Source organism: Mycobacteroides sp. CBMA 271, from assembly GCF_009729205.1.
Lineage (GTDB): Bacteria > Actinomycetota > Actinomycetes > Mycobacteriales > Mycobacteriaceae > Mycobacterium.
Genome location: NZ_VTHB01000004.1, coordinates 351,080 through 365,939, shown reverse-complemented (window position 1 = coordinate 365,939; position 14,860 = coordinate 351,080). Strand labels below are relative to the sequence as shown.

At 65.4% G+C, this 14,860-nt stretch carries 20 protein-coding genes; 4 read left to right on the top strand and 16 right to left on the bottom strand.

What is annotated here, in order from left to right; translation table 11 throughout:
• Positions 1–54: 54 nt before the first annotated feature.
• The 7 genes from FZI91_RS13165 to FZI91_RS13135 form a co-directional block, all read right to left on the bottom strand.
• Positions 55–378, bottom strand: a complete 324-nt coding sequence (locus FZI91_RS13165; RefSeq protein ID WP_155939408.1) for a hypothetical protein — start codon at positions 376–378, stop codon at positions 55–57.
• Positions 379–481: 103 nt separating this feature from the next.
• Positions 482–775, bottom strand: a complete 294-nt coding sequence (locus FZI91_RS13160; protein ID WP_239001838.1) for a hypothetical protein — start codon at positions 773–775, stop codon at positions 482–484.
• 47 nt (positions 776–822) lie between these two features.
• Positions 823–1,167, bottom strand: a complete 345-nt coding sequence (locus FZI91_RS13155) for a hypothetical protein (protein ID WP_239001837.1) — start codon at positions 1,165–1,167, stop codon at positions 823–825.
• Between the two features lie 288 nt (positions 1,168–1,455).
• Positions 1,456–1,902: a hypothetical protein gene (locus FZI91_RS13150; protein ID WP_155939406.1), complete on the bottom strand. Its 447-nt coding sequence runs from the start codon at positions 1,900–1,902 to the stop codon at positions 1,456–1,458.
• Positions 1,903–1,980: 78 nt separating this feature from the next.
• A complete protein-coding gene (locus tag FZI91_RS13145) occupies positions 1,981–2,850 on the bottom strand; it encodes an SDR family oxidoreductase (RefSeq protein WP_155939405.1) in 870 nt (289 codons plus the stop codon).
• A gap of 20 nt (positions 2,851–2,870) precedes the next feature.
• Positions 2,871–4,109: a cysteine--1-D-myo-inosityl 2-amino-2-deoxy-alpha-D-glucopyranoside ligase gene (gene mshC / locus FZI91_RS13140; RefSeq protein ID WP_155939404.1), complete on the bottom strand. Its 1,239-nt coding sequence runs from the start codon at positions 4,107–4,109 to the stop codon at positions 2,871–2,873.
• Positions 4,110–4,129: 20 nt separating this feature from the next.
• A complete protein-coding gene (locus FZI91_RS13135) occupies positions 4,130–4,906 on the bottom strand; it encodes a 3'(2'),5'-bisphosphate nucleotidase CysQ (protein WP_162526381.1) in 777 nt (258 codons plus the stop codon).
• Positions 4,907–4,961: 55 nt separating this feature from the next.
• On the opposite strand from FZI91_RS13135, the gene FZI91_RS13130 reads away from it, so the two are divergent.
• Positions 4,962–5,798 (top strand): LLM class flavin-dependent oxidoreductase, encoded by an 837-nt coding sequence (locus FZI91_RS13130; protein ID WP_155939403.1) that lies wholly within the window; start codon positions 4,962–4,964, stop codon positions 5,796–5,798.
• Between the two features lie 3 nt (positions 5,799–5,801).
• Here FZI91_RS13130 and FZI91_RS13125 read toward each other — a convergent pair whose 3' ends face one another.
• The 7 genes from FZI91_RS13125 to FZI91_RS13095 all read right to left on the bottom strand — a co-directional run bounded on the left by FZI91_RS13125 (position 5,802) and on the right by FZI91_RS13095 (position 10,489).
• Positions 5,802–6,137 carry a DUF732 domain-containing protein gene (locus FZI91_RS13125; RefSeq protein ID WP_155939402.1) on the bottom strand — a complete coding sequence of 112 codons (336 nt, stop codon included), beginning with the start codon at positions 6,135–6,137 and terminating at the stop codon, positions 5,802–5,804.
• A 65-nt stretch (positions 6,138–6,202) separates the two neighbouring features.
• On the bottom strand, positions 6,203–7,126 hold the full coding sequence (locus tag FZI91_RS13120; RefSeq protein WP_155939401.1) for a hypothetical protein: 924 nt from the start codon (positions 7,124–7,126) through the stop codon (positions 6,203–6,205).
• Between the two features lie 70 nt (positions 7,127–7,196).
• Positions 7,197–8,006: an SCO1664 family protein gene (locus tag FZI91_RS13115; RefSeq protein WP_155939400.1), complete on the bottom strand. Its 810-nt coding sequence runs from the start codon at positions 8,004–8,006 to the stop codon at positions 7,197–7,199.
• On the bottom strand, positions 7,990–8,577 hold the full coding sequence (locus FZI91_RS13110) for a DUF3090 domain-containing protein (RefSeq protein WP_155939399.1): 588 nt from the start codon (positions 8,575–8,577) through the stop codon (positions 7,990–7,992). Before FZI91_RS13110 ends, FZI91_RS13115 begins: the two co-directional genes overlap by 17 nt.
• Positions 8,578–8,598: 21 nt before the next feature.
• On the bottom strand, positions 8,599–9,291 hold the full coding sequence (locus FZI91_RS13105) for a histidine phosphatase family protein (RefSeq protein ID WP_162526380.1): 693 nt from the start codon (positions 9,289–9,291) through the stop codon (positions 8,599–8,601).
• Positions 9,288–10,118, bottom strand: a complete 831-nt coding sequence (locus FZI91_RS13100) for an undecaprenyl-diphosphate phosphatase (protein WP_155939558.1) — start codon at positions 10,116–10,118, stop codon at positions 9,288–9,290. The genes FZI91_RS13105 and FZI91_RS13100 overlap by 4 nt, the downstream gene beginning before the upstream one ends.
• Before the next feature lie 56 nt (positions 10,119–10,174).
• On the bottom strand, positions 10,175–10,489 hold the full coding sequence (locus tag FZI91_RS13095) for a hypothetical protein (RefSeq protein ID WP_155939398.1): 315 nt from the start codon (positions 10,487–10,489) through the stop codon (positions 10,175–10,177).
• Positions 10,490–10,579: 90 nt separating this feature from the next.
• Here FZI91_RS13095 and FZI91_RS13090 point away from each other — a divergent pair, with 90 nt between their 5' ends.
• The 3 genes from FZI91_RS13090 to FZI91_RS13080 are packed head-to-tail and all read left to right on the top strand — an operon-like array spanning position 10,580 to position 12,953.
• Positions 10,580–11,635 (top strand): YncE family protein, encoded by a 1,056-nt coding sequence (locus FZI91_RS13090; RefSeq protein WP_155939397.1) that lies wholly within the window; start codon positions 10,580–10,582, stop codon positions 11,633–11,635.
• Positions 11,632–11,892 carry a DUF5703 family protein gene (locus FZI91_RS13085; RefSeq protein WP_162526379.1) on the top strand — a complete coding sequence of 87 codons (261 nt, stop codon included), beginning with the start codon at positions 11,632–11,634 and terminating at the stop codon, positions 11,890–11,892. The genes FZI91_RS13090 and FZI91_RS13085 overlap by 4 nt, the downstream gene beginning before the upstream one ends.
• Positions 11,892–12,953, top strand: coding sequence for a quinone-dependent dihydroorotate dehydrogenase (locus FZI91_RS13080; protein WP_155939396.1), 1,062 nt, complete (start codon positions 11,892–11,894; stop codon positions 12,951–12,953). Before FZI91_RS13085 ends, FZI91_RS13080 begins: the two co-directional genes overlap by 1 nt.
• Here the strand turns inward: FZI91_RS13080 and FZI91_RS13075 are convergent.
• Positions 12,950–13,471 carry a YbhB/YbcL family Raf kinase inhibitor-like protein gene (locus FZI91_RS13075; protein WP_155939395.1) on the bottom strand — a complete coding sequence of 174 codons (522 nt, stop codon included), beginning with the start codon at positions 13,469–13,471 and terminating at the stop codon, positions 12,950–12,952. The two genes, FZI91_RS13080 and FZI91_RS13075, sit on opposite strands and share 4 nt — an antisense overlap.
• Positions 13,472–13,494: 23 nt before the next feature.
• Positions 13,495–14,850, bottom strand: coding sequence for a M20/M25/M40 family metallo-hydrolase (locus tag FZI91_RS13070; RefSeq protein ID WP_155939394.1), 1,356 nt, complete (start codon positions 14,848–14,850; stop codon positions 13,495–13,497).
• Positions 14,851–14,860: the final 10 nt, after the last annotated feature.

Sequence of the window (14,860 nt, the reverse complement as noted above, 5' to 3'; positions counted from 1 at the left end):
CCCAGGGGTATCAGTCAACGGGCGCTAACAGGGACTGTGCTGCGCTCGTGCCGGTCAGCACTGGATGTCGACGTGGTAAACGCTGTAGAGCCATACTCGCTTAGTGGGCCCCGACGAAATGTTCGGATAGATCCGCGGGCTGCCGTAGACGTCAAGGTCTTTGCGCACCCGAGTAGCCACACACTGCGAGAGTGGTTTGTTACCGGCCTTGGTGACGATGACCTTGTTGCCTTGTCCTTTGAGGCCGTCGATGACTTGTTCAGCATCACCGAGCGAACCCGGGCCGGCCCGAGCGGTCGGGGCCGCCAGCAATGTTGCGGAAAGGACGACCGTGGCGAGTGCCAATCTAGGTAGACGACCACGAAAGCTGGTGTTCATGGCAAGGAACCTCATAGGTCTCGGGCCGCATCGACACGATGCGGAATGAACAAAATGGTTAGACGCCGGTCGGACCGGCTGCGATCAGCGCCCCCGCACGGGGTCAACATTGAACGTCGACGTACACGGTGCGATACAAGAGTTGGGTCCCCACTCCGCTGTTGCGTTTTGCGGGCGCGGGATCGGCGATACGGGGGTGTGTCCACCAATACTCGGACTTGCCTTCGCGTACCGAGGTCACGACGCACATCTGCAGCGGCTTATCGCCCTTCCTGTTGACGATGACCTTGTCTCCCTGGCGTCGCAACTGCATGATCACCTGGAGAGCGTTGGCCCCTGCCGGACCGGCTGCGGCTACTGCAGGCGTGGCGAGCATCAGCATTGCGGCCAGGGACATGGACGCCACGATCCAGCGGGGAAATGGTTGTCGTACATGATGATTCCCTAGCATTGGACGGTGACATACATGACGTGGGAAGCCAGCGAGCGGGTTGCCAACCCCTTGCGCTGCGGTACCTGGCTGTAGATGTGTCGGCCGACACGTACTGAGGGTGCGATGCATTGCGACAGCGGTTTGGAGGGGCCGTTGCGGTTGATGATGATCTGATCTCCGCGGCTCTTCAGTGCGGTGATCACGGCCTGCGCGTTACCCGGTCCGTGTGGTCCGGGTTGCACCGGGCCAGCGGACGCAGGAGCGGCCAATACGACGGCAGCGAGCCCCGCCGCCAGCGCCGCGCCGGTGGCACGAGCGATCAAGATCCGAGGTGGCGACAAAGATGATCTAGCCATGGCGATGGTTTCCCTATCTGAAAAATGTTGCAATCATGGGTAATTGGTAGCCTGCGATACATGGCCAGATGCCCGTCAGGCGGCTGAGTGTCGATCGACATGCGTCGCGGAGATAGCGCCTGCCCCGATGAGAGACCAATGGTCCATCGGCGACCGCGGCGGATACGACTGCGGTCGATGATGTTGACGCCGAAGGTGATTCCCCGCGCGAGGCCATACCGAACGCGGATTAGAGGTGGACGCGAAGACCGGACCGGCGCCTCAGATAGGGGCACCGGCAGATATCAATCAGCGCCGCATTACGCAGAAATGCAAAAGATGGTCACGACCATTGCTCAACAACCAATGGGGCTGTCCCCGAGGCGGGCCACGCGTGCCCAGTCGCCACGTCGCCCACGCCGCGAGCACCGCCAACGCCACCACTGAGGGAGCAGTGACCCATCCATGCAGGGTGCTTGTCGCGGCGGCGTTTACCGCCGTGACCACGGGCAGAAGCGGGCACTCGTGATGATCCCCCGTGCTTGCGGCAGTGGCCAGCACATACGGCACTTCAGCGACACGCGCCGGCGCAGCCTCGATGTCCTGGCCTGCGGCGGTAACCCCGGCCGCCGCAGCCGGCGCCGGCGCACACGTTAACACCGGCGCGAGCACGACAGCGATGATCAACAGCGCGCGCAGCAGCACTGCCGCGGCGAGATCCACACCCCGCGCCGCACAGTCACCGCTGAGGGCCATGCGACCACCGTACACCCTATACCCGTAGCGGGTATTTGACTTCGTGTGTTCGAGTGGTCGAGACGGCGCTGGTAAGCGCTAGGCGCCGTCCATCTTGCGGCGGGCGGCACATTGCAATGCCGCCACCTCGGCGTCCATCCGCGGCAGAATCTCGGGAACCATGCCCCGCACCGGGATCTCGCCGAGCGGCGTCGAGAACACCGGCTTGAGCCAGCGCGTCACCCCGACCCAGCCCGGTACGTTGATACGCCTGCGACGCTTTTCGATGCCCTTCACGAATGCCTTGCCGCACGCCTCGACGGAGGTCACCGTCCCCAGCGGCGGTGGCAGCCGGGTCAACATCTCCGAGAATGCTGACAGGTTGGCCTTCTGGTCGTTCACCATTGACGTGTCGATCCACGACATGTGTGCCGAGCCGACATCGACACCGTGGTGCGCCACCTCCAGGCGCAGGGCGTTCGCGAAGTGTTCGACGGCCGCCTTGGAGGCGTTGTACGCCGTGACGCCCGGAGCGGCGGCATACGCGGCCAGCGAGGACACGATAAGAACATATCCCTGCCGCTCGATCACCGACGGCAGCGCCGCCCGCGCTGTGTGAAATACCCCGAGCACGTTGACATCCAGGAGCTTCTTGAAGGCGTCCGGGTCAATCTGCAGCACCGAGCCAAAGGCCAACAGACCCGCATTCGCGAGCACCACATCGATCCCGCCGAACCGCTGCACCGCCCCCGCGACGGCCTTCTCCATGGCCGCAAGATCACACACATCGGAGACGGCGACAAACACCCGATCACGGCCCAACTCATCGGCAATCGCCGCGAGTTTGGTCTCGTCCAGATCGGTCAGCACCAGGTTGGCGCCCTGGGCATGCAGCCGGTGGGCGACCTCCACGCCGATACCGCCGGCTCCCCCAGTGATCATGACGGTCTTGCCTGCCATCGAAGCCATGGGCCGACGGTACTGCGCAGTTAGAGCTGCACTCCCAGCAGGGCATCCACCGCGTCGCGCACCTGCGCACCGGCCACGGCGTCGTGCCCGCCGTAGGCGAGCGCATCGGTCACCCAGTTATCCAGGGCAGCAAGCGCTTTCGGCGTGTCCAGATCGTCGGCGAGATAGCGCCGCACCCGCGACACCACATCGCGCGCGCTCGGCGCGGTCGGCAGTGCCACGGCATGGCGCCACCGTGCCAGCCGGCCCTGCGCGTCGGAGAGCACCGCGTCGCTCCAGGAGCGATCGGCGCGATAGTGACCGGTGAGCAGCCCCAGCCGGATCGCCGCCGGATCCACCCCGTCGGCCGTCAATCCGGACACCTTCACCAGGTTCCCCCGGCTCTTGGACATCTTGTGCCCGTCCCACCCGATCATTCCGGCGTGCACATAGTGCCGCGCGAAACGACGTTGCGACGTCACGGCTTCGGCGTGCGCGGCGCTGTATTCGTGGTGCGGGAAGATCAGGTCGCTGCCGCCGCCCTGGATGTCGATGCCGGCGCCGAGCTCGCGCAGCACGATCGCCGAGCATTCGACATGCCAGCCCGGGCGACCCGCTCCGAAGGACGCCTCCCAGCTGGGCTCTCCGGGACGCTCGGCACGCCACAGCAGGGCGTCGAGCTCGTTGGCCTTACCGAGCCGGTCCGGGTCGCCACCGCGTTCGGCGAAGAGCCGTGACATGGTCTCGATGTCGTACCCCGACTCGTAGCCGAACTGTTCGGTGGCGTCCACGCGGAAGTACACGTCCGGATACTCGGGATCGTCCACCACATACGCGGCTCCCGACGCCAGCATCTTCTCGACGAGTTCGATGATGCAGGCGATCGACTCGGTGGCGCGCACATACTCCCGGGGCGGCAACACCCGCAGCGCCGTCATATCGCCGCGGAACAGTTCGGTCTCGCGGTCGCCGAGCTCACGCCAGTCGATGCCGTCGCGGTCGGCGCGTTCGAACAGCGGGTCATCGATATCGGTGACGTTCTGCACGTAATGCACATCCAAGCCCGCGTCGAGCCACTGCCGATAGATCAGGTCGAACGTGAGATACGTTGCGGCGTGGCCCAGATGGGTGGCGTCGTACGGCGTGATACCGCACACGTACATGGTGGCGGTTTCGCCGGTCGTGACGGGACGGACCTGCCGGTCGGCGGTGTCGTACAGCCGTAGCTGCGGTCCACGACCGTCGAGTTCAGGAACCGGCGCCGACGCCCACGACTGCATGCCACCACTGTATGGGGCGCTTATCCGAGCCGGGTGACCGCGTCCAGCAGGAGCGGAGCCAGATCCGGCCGGCACATGACGAGGTCGGGCAGGTACGGGTGCGGCTCGTTGTACTTCAGCGGGGAGCCATCCAGCCGGGAGGCGTGCAGCCCGGCGTGCAGGACCACCCCGGCGGGCGCCGCCGAATCCCACTCCCATTGACCGCCGCCATGCAGATAGGCGTCGGCCTCGCCGCGCACCACTGCCATGGCCTTAGCCCCGGCCGAGCCCATCGGAATCAGCTCGATGTTGAATTCCTCGGCCATTTGAGTGAGGAGCTTGGGTGGGCGGCTGGCGCTGACGACGACACGGATCGGGTCCGCTTCGTTGCGGGATGCCGGCGTCACCCGCGTCTCGTCCGTGCGGAACACGGTGCCCAACGCGGGCAGCGCCACCGCGGCGTCGGTAATGGAGTCGCCGCTGTCGCTTCCCTCTGGGCCCGACTGCCACAGAGCGACGTGCACGGCCCAGTCGTCGCGGCCCTCGATCCCGAACTCACGGGTGCCATCAAGCGGGTCGATGATCCACACCCGCTGCGCCCCAAGCCGGACCTTGTCGTCGACGGCTTCCTCCGAGAGCACCGCATCCCCGGGACGCTCGATCGCCAGCCGTTCCAGCAGCAGCGCATTGGCCCGCTTGTCACCGGCCGCACCCAGAGCCTTGGGGTCGTCGAACCCGAGCTCGGCGCGCACCTGTAGCAGCAATTGTCCGGCGTCGTGGGCCAGCTCGGCAGCGAGCGCGGCATCGGTAACAGTCACCTGGTCAGTATTACCCGACCCGGATTTGTCGTACCTCGTCGGCATACTCGCGGGCATGCAGTACGGAATCATCCTGACAACCGGAGACGCGGCCGACGTCGCCGAGCTGGCGGCGTTGGCCGAGGAAACGGGCTGGGACGCCGTCTTCGGCTGGGAGCCGGTGTGGGGCGTCGATGTCTGGGTCGCCCTGACCGCGGCGGCCATGCGTACCAGCCGGATCAAGCTCGGCACCATGCTCACGCCACTCTCCCGCCGCAAGCCGTGGGACCTAGCATCCACCACTGCGACGCTGGACCGGCTGTCAAACGGGCGGGTCATCCTTTCGGTGGGAATGGGTGCGCTGCACGACAATTGGCTGGCTTTCGAACGCGACCAGGGCCGTAAGGCCCGCGCCGAGCTGCTCGACGAGGGACTCGACGTCATGTTCGGGCTGTGGGCGGGTCAGCCGTTCAGCTACGCGGGCAAGCACTATCAGGTGACGCCGACGACACACATGGCGCCCGATCCCCCGACCCAGCAGCCGCGCATCACCACCTGGTGTGTCGGTTTGAGCGGGTCACGCAAGTCCATGTCCCGAGCCGCCCGCTGCGACGGACTGCTGCCCAACATCGTCACCGCCGACGGACAGTTCGACCCCGATCCGCCGTTGGCGCGCTGGCTCGACGCCGCACGCGAAGTGCGTTCTCTGCGTGAAGAATTGGGACTTACCGGCGCCTACGACGTGGTCTACGAGACGACCACCGACTTTGGCGACCTCGATGGGACGCGAGAGAAAATCGCGACACTGCAGGAGGCCGGTTACACCTGGTATCTGGACTCCGACTGGCAGACCGAACACGAGGATCCGCTCGCGGCACTGCGTGCCCGCATCGAGAACGGGCCACCGCGTTAGGCGTCAGTGCTTGACGTCAGGGCACATGGTCTGGGGTGCGTACTCGACGACCGCTTTCGATGCCCACTTCGGCGACCACGGGAGCAACGTGGCCGCCGCGATGGCCTCGTCCTTCGACCCGCCGTTGCGCAGCACCCCACAGGCCATGTTCCCGGCGTGCACATACATCGCGGCACTGCCTGCGTTGTAGGGGTTTGCCCCGGGGATGTTGTCGTTGATGAGCTGCAAGAACTCGCCCTCGCCGTCAGCATGTGCGGGCGCGGCGAGACCGATGCCCCCGGCACCGAGCGATGCGACGAGAATTCCGGCAGCCGAGAACCGGCGGAAGTTTGTGATCATGATGTCCCCTCTGATGAGGAGATGATCTTATGGTCTCGCTGCGCCCGACGGAGGGGATTTCAAGATCACGGCGCAGCCTCACCGGCGCAGATCGCCATCGGCGGGTCGGGGAATGCAAAAGCATGCGGTGCCCTCCGGCGTATGCATTCCGCCTTGTCCGTGGTCCCCTGAACAACAAACAGCACGGGGAATGCCTTCGGGGCCTGGCAGGAATCGGCAGCGACGAAGACGGTAATTCCCATCACCGTCGCCGTCTGGTAGCAGGATCCGATACGCAGTTGCGGGACAACGCAATACGAAAAATTACCGGCCGTGAATCCCGTATAGGTCTGCTTGCACTTGCCACCGGGAACTAGCTCGAACACCCGCCACGCCGCTTTGGGGTCCGCGCACGGCAACACCTTGTAGTCGTCGGGATTGGCACTAAATGCGACGCAATCGCCGACCGACGCCGCCTGTCCCGGAGCCTTTGGCGGTCCCGTCGGCGCCGGGGGCGGAACGGGCAGGGGCATCGGCGTGCTGGGCGGCACCGTCGGTGTCTGATACGTCGGTGAGCCGCTGATTGTCGGCTGTTCGGGCGGCGCATACGACGTCGTCGTGCTCGGCGCAGTGGCCGATTGCCGCGGATCGTGGTTCCGATTGAGGATCAACACCAACACCACCGTGAGCACGACCACGACGGCGGCGGCGATCGAGGCGATCAGGATCCATGGCTTGGACTGCTTCTGCAGGGCACTGGGATCCTGCCCCGGCAGCCCCGGATACATCGGGGGCACCGCATACGCGTGTGGGACTCCGTCGTACAGGCGGCCAATCGAATCGTCCGGATAACTCGACGGTGGATAGTTGGGGTCGTAGCCCATCGGCTGCTCTGGGTAGTCGGCGGGCGGATACCCGTACGGATTCTGCGGCTGCGGCGCCCCGTACCCCTCGGGCGCTCCCCACTGCCCCGTCCCCCCCTGCTGGTACGGGTCATTCGGTCCCGTCATGTCCGCACCCCCTCTGCCCCGTTCCTGCCCGGAACATCATGCTTTGCCGACCAGGCTAGACGATCGGCAATCAAAAGGCGGGCCACGGTATGGGCCTGTTGCGATCAGGCATCGGCATCACCGGCTCATCCAGCGTTATCGCAGCACGTTGACGTAATGCCACCACTTCATCCGTAGTGATGTGAGCCGTCAGGGCGTCGCCCAAATCCCCGCGCAATGCCTCCTCGAGGCGCACCACGTCGGCCAGCAAATCGGGCTCGACGGGCTTGCCCGCCCATCCCCAGAGGACGGTCCGCAGCTTGTCCTCGGCGTGTAGGGAGATCCCGTGATCGACGCCGTAGACACCACCGTCGGCGCCCCGCAAGATGTGACCGCCCTTGCGGTCGGCGTTGTTCACCAGGGTGTCGAACACCGCCATCCGGCGCAGCAGATTGTCATCGGCATGCACCAGCACGATCTCGGCGCCGTCGGCGTCCAGTGCACGCAGGATCGGCAGGTAACCCGTCGGGACCGCCTCCGGCAGGCAGATATCGACCAGATCGAGCGCACCCTCGGCGAGCTCCGGCTCGTGGATCCACCGCTGAACCATGCCTACACCCGCGGGACCGTCACGAAATACTGTGTATGGCACCACATTCCAGCCCAACTCGGCCGAAATCAGGTATGCGGCCACCTCACGTCCGGCCAAGGTGCCGTCCGGGAAATCCCACAGCGGACGCTCGCCCCGTACCGGTTTGTAGACGCAGTGCACACTGTCCTCCGCCTGGCCCGAGACCTCGCACAAATACGTCGCGTTGCTCGCCGACCGGATGCGACCGATGACGGTCAGCTCTCCCTCACGGAGGGTGGCGTCAGGACGCTCGCTAGGATTCCAGGTCATCTGCTGCCCCGGGCACCGTCCCCCGGCGGTAGCCGTTGGTGCGGACGCAGATGTGTCCGGCGGGGTCGAGCGGCTCCTCACACAGCGGGCACGGGGGCCGGCCCGCCGATACCACCCTGGTGGAACGGGTCGCGAACTGTCGCGCCGCCTCTAGTGACAGGAACACCCGCACGGCGTCGGGGCCGTCCTCGGAATCGTCGAGCACCACCGAGGCATCGAACTCCGTCTCGCTGACGGCCAGCAGCTCCACCACCACCGAATTGGCCTCGGCGTCCCAGCCCAGCCCCATGGTGCCGACCCGGAATTCCGCGTCGACGGGCATTGCCAACGGGTCCAGATCCTCGACCACCTCGGGTTCGGGCGGGATGTCCGTCCCAAACCGGCGGTGGACCTCTGCCAGCAGAGTTCCGATGCGTTCGGCGAGCACCGACACCTGCTGCTTTTCCAACATGACGCTGACGACGCGGCTCTCATGGACGGCCTGCAGGTAAAACGTCCGGTTCCCTGGCTCTCCAACAGTCCCGGCAACGAAACGGTCCGGGGTGCGGAATACGTGAATCGATCGCGACATGGTGTCTCCAAAACTACCGGTCTAGTCGGTAGTACCGCCCACGGGCGCGTCGGAGACGTCCCCGGCGGGTTTCTCCGGAGGCCGGGCGCTCAGCGCGCTCGACAGGTCGGCGCCAGTGTGGTTGACGTGCAGAACGAAGGGCCGCAGCTCCGTGTATCGCACAGCGCTCATCGAGGCCGGATCCGCCACGATGCGCTGGAACGCATCCAGGTGGGTGCCGAGCGCATCGGCCAGCACCGATTTGATGACATCTCCGTGCGTGCACGCCACCCAGACGCAGTCGCCGCCATGCTCCTCGGACAGCCGCCTGTCGTGCTCACGCACCGCCGCGACCGCGCGGGCCTGCACCTCGGCAAGCCCCTCGCCACCCGGGAACCGGGCGGCGCTCGGCTGCTGCTGGACGACCTTCCAGAGAGGTTCGGTGAGCAACTCGGCGATCTGACGGCCGGTCCAGTCTCCGTAATCCACCTCGGCGAGCCGATCCTCGATGACCGGCGTCAGGTTCAGCTGCGCCGCCAGCGGCGCCACCGTCTGCTCGCACCGCAGCAGCGGAGACGTGACGATCGCCTGGACCGTCACCGCACCCAATCGCTCCGGAATGCCCTGCGCCTGCACCTGGCCCTTCTCGTCAAGCTCAACCCCCTGGCTGCGGCCGGCGAGGGTATGCGCGACGTTGGATGTGGAACGCCCGTGGCGCAGCAGGATGACCGTCACGACGCACTCACCACCCCGGCAGCAAGCAGACCCATCACCGTCAGCCCCAGGACCACGCGATATCCCACGAACCAGTACATGCTGTGGGTGCTGATGAAGCGCAGCAGCCAGGCCACGGCGGCGTATCCGATGACGAACGCGATCAGGGTGGCCACCAGCAGTTGCGGGCCGGTCGCGCTCATGCCCTCGGTCACCGGGTGGAAGGCGTCGGGCAACGAGTACAACCCGGAGGCCAGCACCGCGGGTATCGCCAACAGGAATCCGAACCTGGCGGACGCGGGCCGGTCTAGACCGAGGAACAGCCCGGCACTAATCGTGGAACCGGACCGGGACACACCCGGGATGAGTGCCAAAGCCTGTGCGCTGCCAACAATCACGGCGTCTTTCATGGTGAGCTGCTCGGTGTGGCGCACCTGACGTCCGTAGTATTCGGCAACGGCAATCACCAGTGCAAAAACGATGAGGGAGGCCGATATCAGCCACAAATTCCTTGCACCGGAACGGATTTGGTCCTTAAACGCCAGCCCCAGAATGCCGATGGGCATGGTGCCGACAATGACGTACCAGCCCATCCAGTAGTCAAAGGTCCTGTGCGCCTTCACGAATAGGCCGTCAAACCACGCGCGGAGAATGCGCCAGATGTCCTTGGCGAAGTAGAGCAACACCGCGGCCTCGGTACCCAATTGGGTGACCGCGGTGAATGACGCGCCCGCGTCGTCGTTGAAAAACACGCGCGACACGATGGCCAAATGCCCCGACGAGGAAACCGGCAGGAACTCCGTGATCCCCTGGACCACCGCCAGCACGATCACTTGCAACCAGGACATTGCCGCTACTGCCGTATCCACGACAGCGACCGTACTGGACGCTCCTCGGTATTGACCTAGCCGGCCAGCAGCCGGGCGAGGCGGCTGGTCGCCATCGGTTGCGCATCGGCGACCAGATCGCGCACCGCGGCAATGATGCTGCGCTCATCGGTGACATCGAGATCGGTGATCGGCCGGGCTCCGACAGCCACCACGTCGCTCTCGTCGGGAACTAACTCGGTTCGGAAGGCTCGGTAGATCTGAACCTGCAGCAACGAACCCTCGATGCGGAACGCGAAGCTACGACCATCGCCCACCTCACCAAATCCATTCGCGTGCACACCCGTTACCAGGACCTCGACAGTGAAGACCGGATTATCGGCAAGCGTCATGATCTCCACGATAGCCCCCAGCTACCGAATACTCGCACCAAACGCGCAGAGAAAGTCATCTCCCGTTCTCCCAACCCCAGGTCAATTGCGATGATGGAGGCGATGAATCGTCTACCGGGCCGCGATCTGCGCGGCATAAGGGGCACTGTCGCCGCGCTAGCAGCCGTCGTCACGGTCGTTTCGGGCTGCTCATCCGATGGGAATTCGGCCAATCCTGCCGATCCTCCCGTCATCACCCCCGCATCCGCGGCCCAGTCACCCCCGCTGACCTCGGCTCCTTCCGGAACGGTGCACAAATTTGCCGGACGGGCCAGCACTGTGCTGCTGGACACGTCAGCCCGTGCAATGTCGGTTCTGTCCGATGACGGTCGGATCGTGACGTTATTCACGCTGCCGAATCTCGACACACCTGGCCGCACCGTTCAACTCCCCTCGCCGGCCACCGCGGCGATCGGCGACGGCCACGGGACCCTCTACCTGTCCACGGACGGCGGCTTCTTCAGCCTCGACATCGCCGCCGGGCGTGCCGACAAGGTCGATATCAGCGGCCACGAACGCACCCCGTTCACGGCGATCACCCGCCGCGCCGATAACCGAATTGTCGTGGGAGATCGGGACGGCACCGTCTACACCCTGGACGCCCAGCACCGCGTGTCCGCTCAAGTCGCCGGCTTCGCACGCATCGATTCCCTTACGTCCCAGGGAAACACCGTCGCCGCGCTCGATCGCGCACAGAGTTCGCTGACCACCTTGTCGGAGGCCGGCGATCGCACCGTGCACGCACTGCGCGCAGGCGAGGGTGCCACCACGATGCTCACCGACGACAAGGACCGCATTCTTGTCGCGGACACCCGCGGCGGTGCACTGCTGGTGTTCGGGGCGGCCGACTCGCTGATCCTGCGTCAGCGCTACCCGGTACCCGGCTCCCCGTACGGGTTGGCGTATTCGACCAAGCTTGTATGGGTGTCGCAGACGGCGACGAACACGGTTATTGGCTACGATCTGTCCACTGGCATACCCCAGGAAAGGACGCGATTCGCGACTGTGCGGCAACCTAATTCACTGGTCAGCAACGGAGACACGCTGTTTGTGGCCTCCGGGGCCGGTGACGGAATCCAGGCGATCGATATCAGGAGCGTCGGGTGAGTAGGGCCGCACGCAGCGGATTTCCCGTGGGTTGGGAGACCGGTCCGGATGACGACTATGACTATTACCCGCTGCGGCTGCCGCCGGAAATCACCAGGATCACCGCATCAATCCGGCTCGCGATCCAGGCCGAATTCGGCGGGTGGGAGTTGACCCGAGTCCGCCTTTACACCGATGGGAGCCGACGAGTTTTGTTGCGCCGCAAGAAATCACGTGGAGAACTGGCCGTCGGGCCACTAACGCCCGTGGTGCTGTAATGCTGTACGGCATCCTGGTTCGGCTGCTTTTTCTGGTGCCGGCCGAACGTGTGCACTCGTTGGTATTCCCCACCCTGCGCGCCCTGGCGGCCTTTGCGCCCACCCGGTGGCTGATGAATCGTGTACTCGCTCCTACCGATCCCATTCTTGCCAGCGAGGTGTTCGGGGTTCGCTTCCCGGCACCGCTGGGATTGGCCGCCGGCTTCGACAAGGATGGCGAGGGCCTCAAGCTCTGGGGCCCCTTGGGATTCGGCTACGCCGAGGTGGGCACGGTGACGGCCATTGCGCAGCCAGGCAACCCGAAACCGCGGCTCTTCCGACTCAAGGCTGATCGGGGTCTGCTCAACCGAATGGGCTTCAACAACCACGGTGCGGCGGTGCTCGCGCCCCGGTTGGCCATTCGAAAGTCCACCGTGCCCATTGGCGCCAACATCGGCAAGTCGAAGATCGTAGAAGGCCCAGTGGCGGCATCCGATTACCGGGTGAGCGCGCGGTTGGTAGGGCCCGCCGCCGACTTCCTGGTGGTCAACGTGAGCTCCCCCAACACCCCTGGGCTACGCGACCTTCAAGCCATCGGCGAACTACGCAAGATCCTCTCGGCGGTGCTGGAGGAGACCACCGCGCCGGTGCTGGTGAAGATCGCCCCGGATCTCTCCGATGCCGATATCGACGAGATCGCGGGTTTGGCAGTGGAACTGGGCCTCGCCGGAATCGTCGCCACCAACACCACCATCAGCCGTGCCGGGTTGAAGACACCGGACGTCGAAAGTCTTGGCGCCGGCGGGGTTTCTGGACCTCCGGTGGCCGCACGGTCACTTGCGGTGCTCCGTCAGCTGCACCGCCGGGTGGGCGACCGCCTAGTGCTCGTCAGTGTCGGCGGCATCGAGGACGCCGACGACGCGTGGGCACGGATCACCGCGGGAGCCTCACTGCTGCAGGGGTACACCGGTTTCATCTACGGGGGCGGGTTCTACGCCAAGCGTATTCACGACGGCCTCGCCCAGCGGCTGCGTGAGGGCGGATTCAGCAGCCTGAGCGAAGCCGTCGGATCCGCTTCCTAGTGCTGTTCGTGGGTGCCGTGGATGACGGCGCGAGCGATCGCGTGCCCGAATAGGTTGAAGCCCAGGTACGCCGGGGTGGCGTTCTCGGGTAGCTCCAGCTTCGGCACGCTGACCGCGTGCACGGCGATGTAGTACCGGTGTGGACCGTGCCCGGCCGGCGGGGCCGCTCCGATGTACCGCTTGAGGCTCGCATCATTGGCCAAGGTGATTGCGTCACCGGGCAATCCGCTTCCATCGCCCACGCCGGCCGGCAGCTGCGTGGTCGTCGCGGGCAGGTTCGCCACTGCCCAGTGCCAAAATCCCGATGCGGTCGGGGCGTCCGGGTCATACACCGTGACGGCAAAGCTCTGGGTTTCCTCGGGGAATCCTGACCAGCTGAGCTCGGGTGAAACGTCCTGTCCCCCAGCGCCCATGATCCCGCTCACCTGCTCGAGGCCGAGCGGCTGCCCATCGGCGAGGTCCGCCGAGGTCAGGGTGAAGGTGGGCAGCTGCGGCAGGGCGTCGTACGGAGAAGTCATCTGGTGTCCTTTCGGGAATGCGGTCAGTGGTTGAGCAGGAAGTGCTGAAGAACCTTGGTGCCGAACGTCAACGCGTCCACAGGCACCCGCTCGTCGACGCCATGGAACAGCGAGGCGAAATCCAAATCCGGCGGCAGCTTCAGCGGCGCGAAGCCGAAGCAACGAATACCCAAGCGTGCGAACGCCTTTGCATCGGTGCCGCCCGACAACATATATGGCACGGTGCGAGCCTCAGGATCGAACTCGAGCACCGCGGCATTCATCGCCTCCACCAAGTCGCCATCGAAGGTGGTCTCGTAGGCGGGGAGTAACTGCACCCACTCCCGTTCAACGTCCGGGCCGATGATCTCGTCGACTTCCCGCTCGAACGCCTCTTGCCGCCCCGGCAGGACCCGGCAGTCGATCACCGCCTCGGCGGTCGCCGGAATCACGTTGGCCTTGTAACCGGCCTTGAGCATCGTGGGGTTGGCGGTGTCCCGCAGGGTGGCGCCGACAATCTTGCCGATCGATCCCAACTTAGCGACCGTTCCCTCCAGATCCGGTGAGTCCGCATCGAAGTCGTAGCCGGTCTCCTCGGCCACCGCGGCAAGGAACTGGGTGACCGCTTCGGTCAGCACGATCGGGAACCGATGCCGACCGAGTTTCGCGACGGCCTCGGCGACCGCGGTGACCGCGTTGTCCTCGTGCACCATCGAACCGTGGCCGGCCCGCGCCTTGGCGGTCAGCCGCATCCAGGCGATGCCCTTCTCGGCCGTCTCCAGCAGGTACAGGCGGCGTTCCCCGCCCTCTTTGCGGGGCACGGTGAGCGAGAAACCGCCCACCTCACCGATGGCCTCGGTGACACCCTCGAACAGGTCGGGACGGTTGTCCACGAGCCATTGAGAGCCCCACTTGCCGCCGTTCTCCTCATCGGAGACGAACGCCCAGACAATGTCCCGCGGCGGTACCGTCCCGGAGCGTTTGAAGGACCGGGCGATGGCGACCATCATGCCGACCATGTCCTTCATGTCGACGGCCCCGCGACCCCACACGTAGCCGTCGGTCACCGCCCCCGAGAAGGGGTGCACGCTCCAGTCGGCGGCCTCGGCGGGAACCACGTCCAGGTGGCCGTGCACCAGCAAGGCACCGCGATCGGGGTCGACCCCCGACAGCCGCGCAAAGAGGTTTCCACGCCCCGGAGCGCCCGCCTCGACGTACTCACAGGTGTAACCGACCTCTTCGAGCTGCTGCTGGATCCACCGGGCGCACTCGGCCTCACCCTTGGTGGTTTCCAGCTCGCCGGTGTTGGAGGTGTCGAAACGGATCAGCGTGCTGACCACATCGACAACCTCGTCCTCGGGTGCTGAGAAGTCAGAAGTCACAACTACCTTTCCTACCATCGTCGGTCGC

What these genes read in the sequence shown, in the direction of transcription:
- mshC (WP_155939404.1), bottom strand. Translation starts at nt 4,109, where the DNA reads ATGCAGTCGTGGGCGTCGGCGCCGGTTCCTGAACTCGACGGTCGTGGA.
- FZI91_RS13155 (WP_239001837.1), bottom strand. Translation starts at nt 1,167, where the DNA reads ATGGCTAGATCATCTTTGTCGCCACCTCGGATCTTGATCGCTCGTGCC.
- FZI91_RS13150 (WP_155939406.1), bottom strand. Translation starts at nt 1,902, where the DNA reads ATGGCCCTCAGCGGTGACTGTGCGGCGCGGGGTGTGGATCTCGCCGCG.
- FZI91_RS13125 (WP_155939402.1), bottom strand. Translation starts at nt 6,137, where the DNA reads ATGATCACAAACTTCCGCCGGTTCTCGGCTGCCGGAATTCTCGTCGCA.
- FZI91_RS13095 (WP_155939398.1), bottom strand. Translation starts at nt 10,489, where the DNA reads ATGACGCTTGCCGATAATCCGGTCTTCACTGTCGAGGTCCTGGTAACG.
- FZI91_RS13115 (WP_155939400.1), bottom strand. Translation starts at nt 8,006, where the DNA reads ATGACCTGGAATCCTAGCGAGCGTCCTGACGCCACCCTCCGTGAGGGA.
- FZI91_RS13145 (WP_155939405.1), bottom strand. Translation starts at nt 2,850, where the DNA reads ATGGCTTCGATGGCAGGCAAGACCGTCATGATCACTGGGGGAGCCGGC.
- FZI91_RS13110 (WP_155939399.1), bottom strand. Translation starts at nt 8,577, where the DNA reads ATGTCGCGATCGATTCACGTATTCCGCACCCCGGACCGTTTCGTTGCC.
- FZI91_RS13075 (WP_155939395.1), bottom strand. Translation starts at nt 13,471, where the DNA reads ATGACTTCTCCGTACGACGCCCTGCCGCAGCTGCCCACCTTCACCCTG.
- FZI91_RS13100 (WP_155939558.1), bottom strand. Translation starts at nt 10,118, where the DNA reads ATGTCCTGGTTGCAAGTGATCGTGCTGGCGGTGGTCCAGGGGATCACG.
- FZI91_RS13160 (WP_239001838.1), bottom strand. Translation starts at nt 775, where the DNA reads ATGTCCCTGGCCGCAATGCTGATGCTCGCCACGCCTGCAGTAGCCGCA.
- FZI91_RS13090 (WP_155939397.1), top strand. Translation starts at nt 10,580, where the DNA reads ATGATGGAGGCGATGAATCGTCTACCGGGCCGCGATCTGCGCGGCATA.
- FZI91_RS13080 (WP_155939396.1), top strand. Translation starts at nt 11,892, where the DNA reads ATGCTGTACGGCATCCTGGTTCGGCTGCTTTTTCTGGTGCCGGCCGAA.
- FZI91_RS13120 (WP_155939401.1), bottom strand. Translation starts at nt 7,126, where the DNA reads ATGACGGGACCGAATGACCCGTACCAGCAGGGGGGGACGGGGCAGTGG.
- FZI91_RS13130 (WP_155939403.1), top strand. Translation starts at nt 4,962, where the DNA reads ATGCAGTACGGAATCATCCTGACAACCGGAGACGCGGCCGACGTCGCC.
- FZI91_RS13070 (WP_155939394.1), bottom strand. Translation starts at nt 14,850, where the DNA reads ATGGTAGGAAAGGTAGTTGTGACTTCTGACTTCTCAGCACCCGAGGAC.
- FZI91_RS13165 (WP_155939408.1), bottom strand. Translation starts at nt 378, where the DNA reads ATGAACACCAGCTTTCGTGGTCGTCTACCTAGATTGGCACTCGCCACG.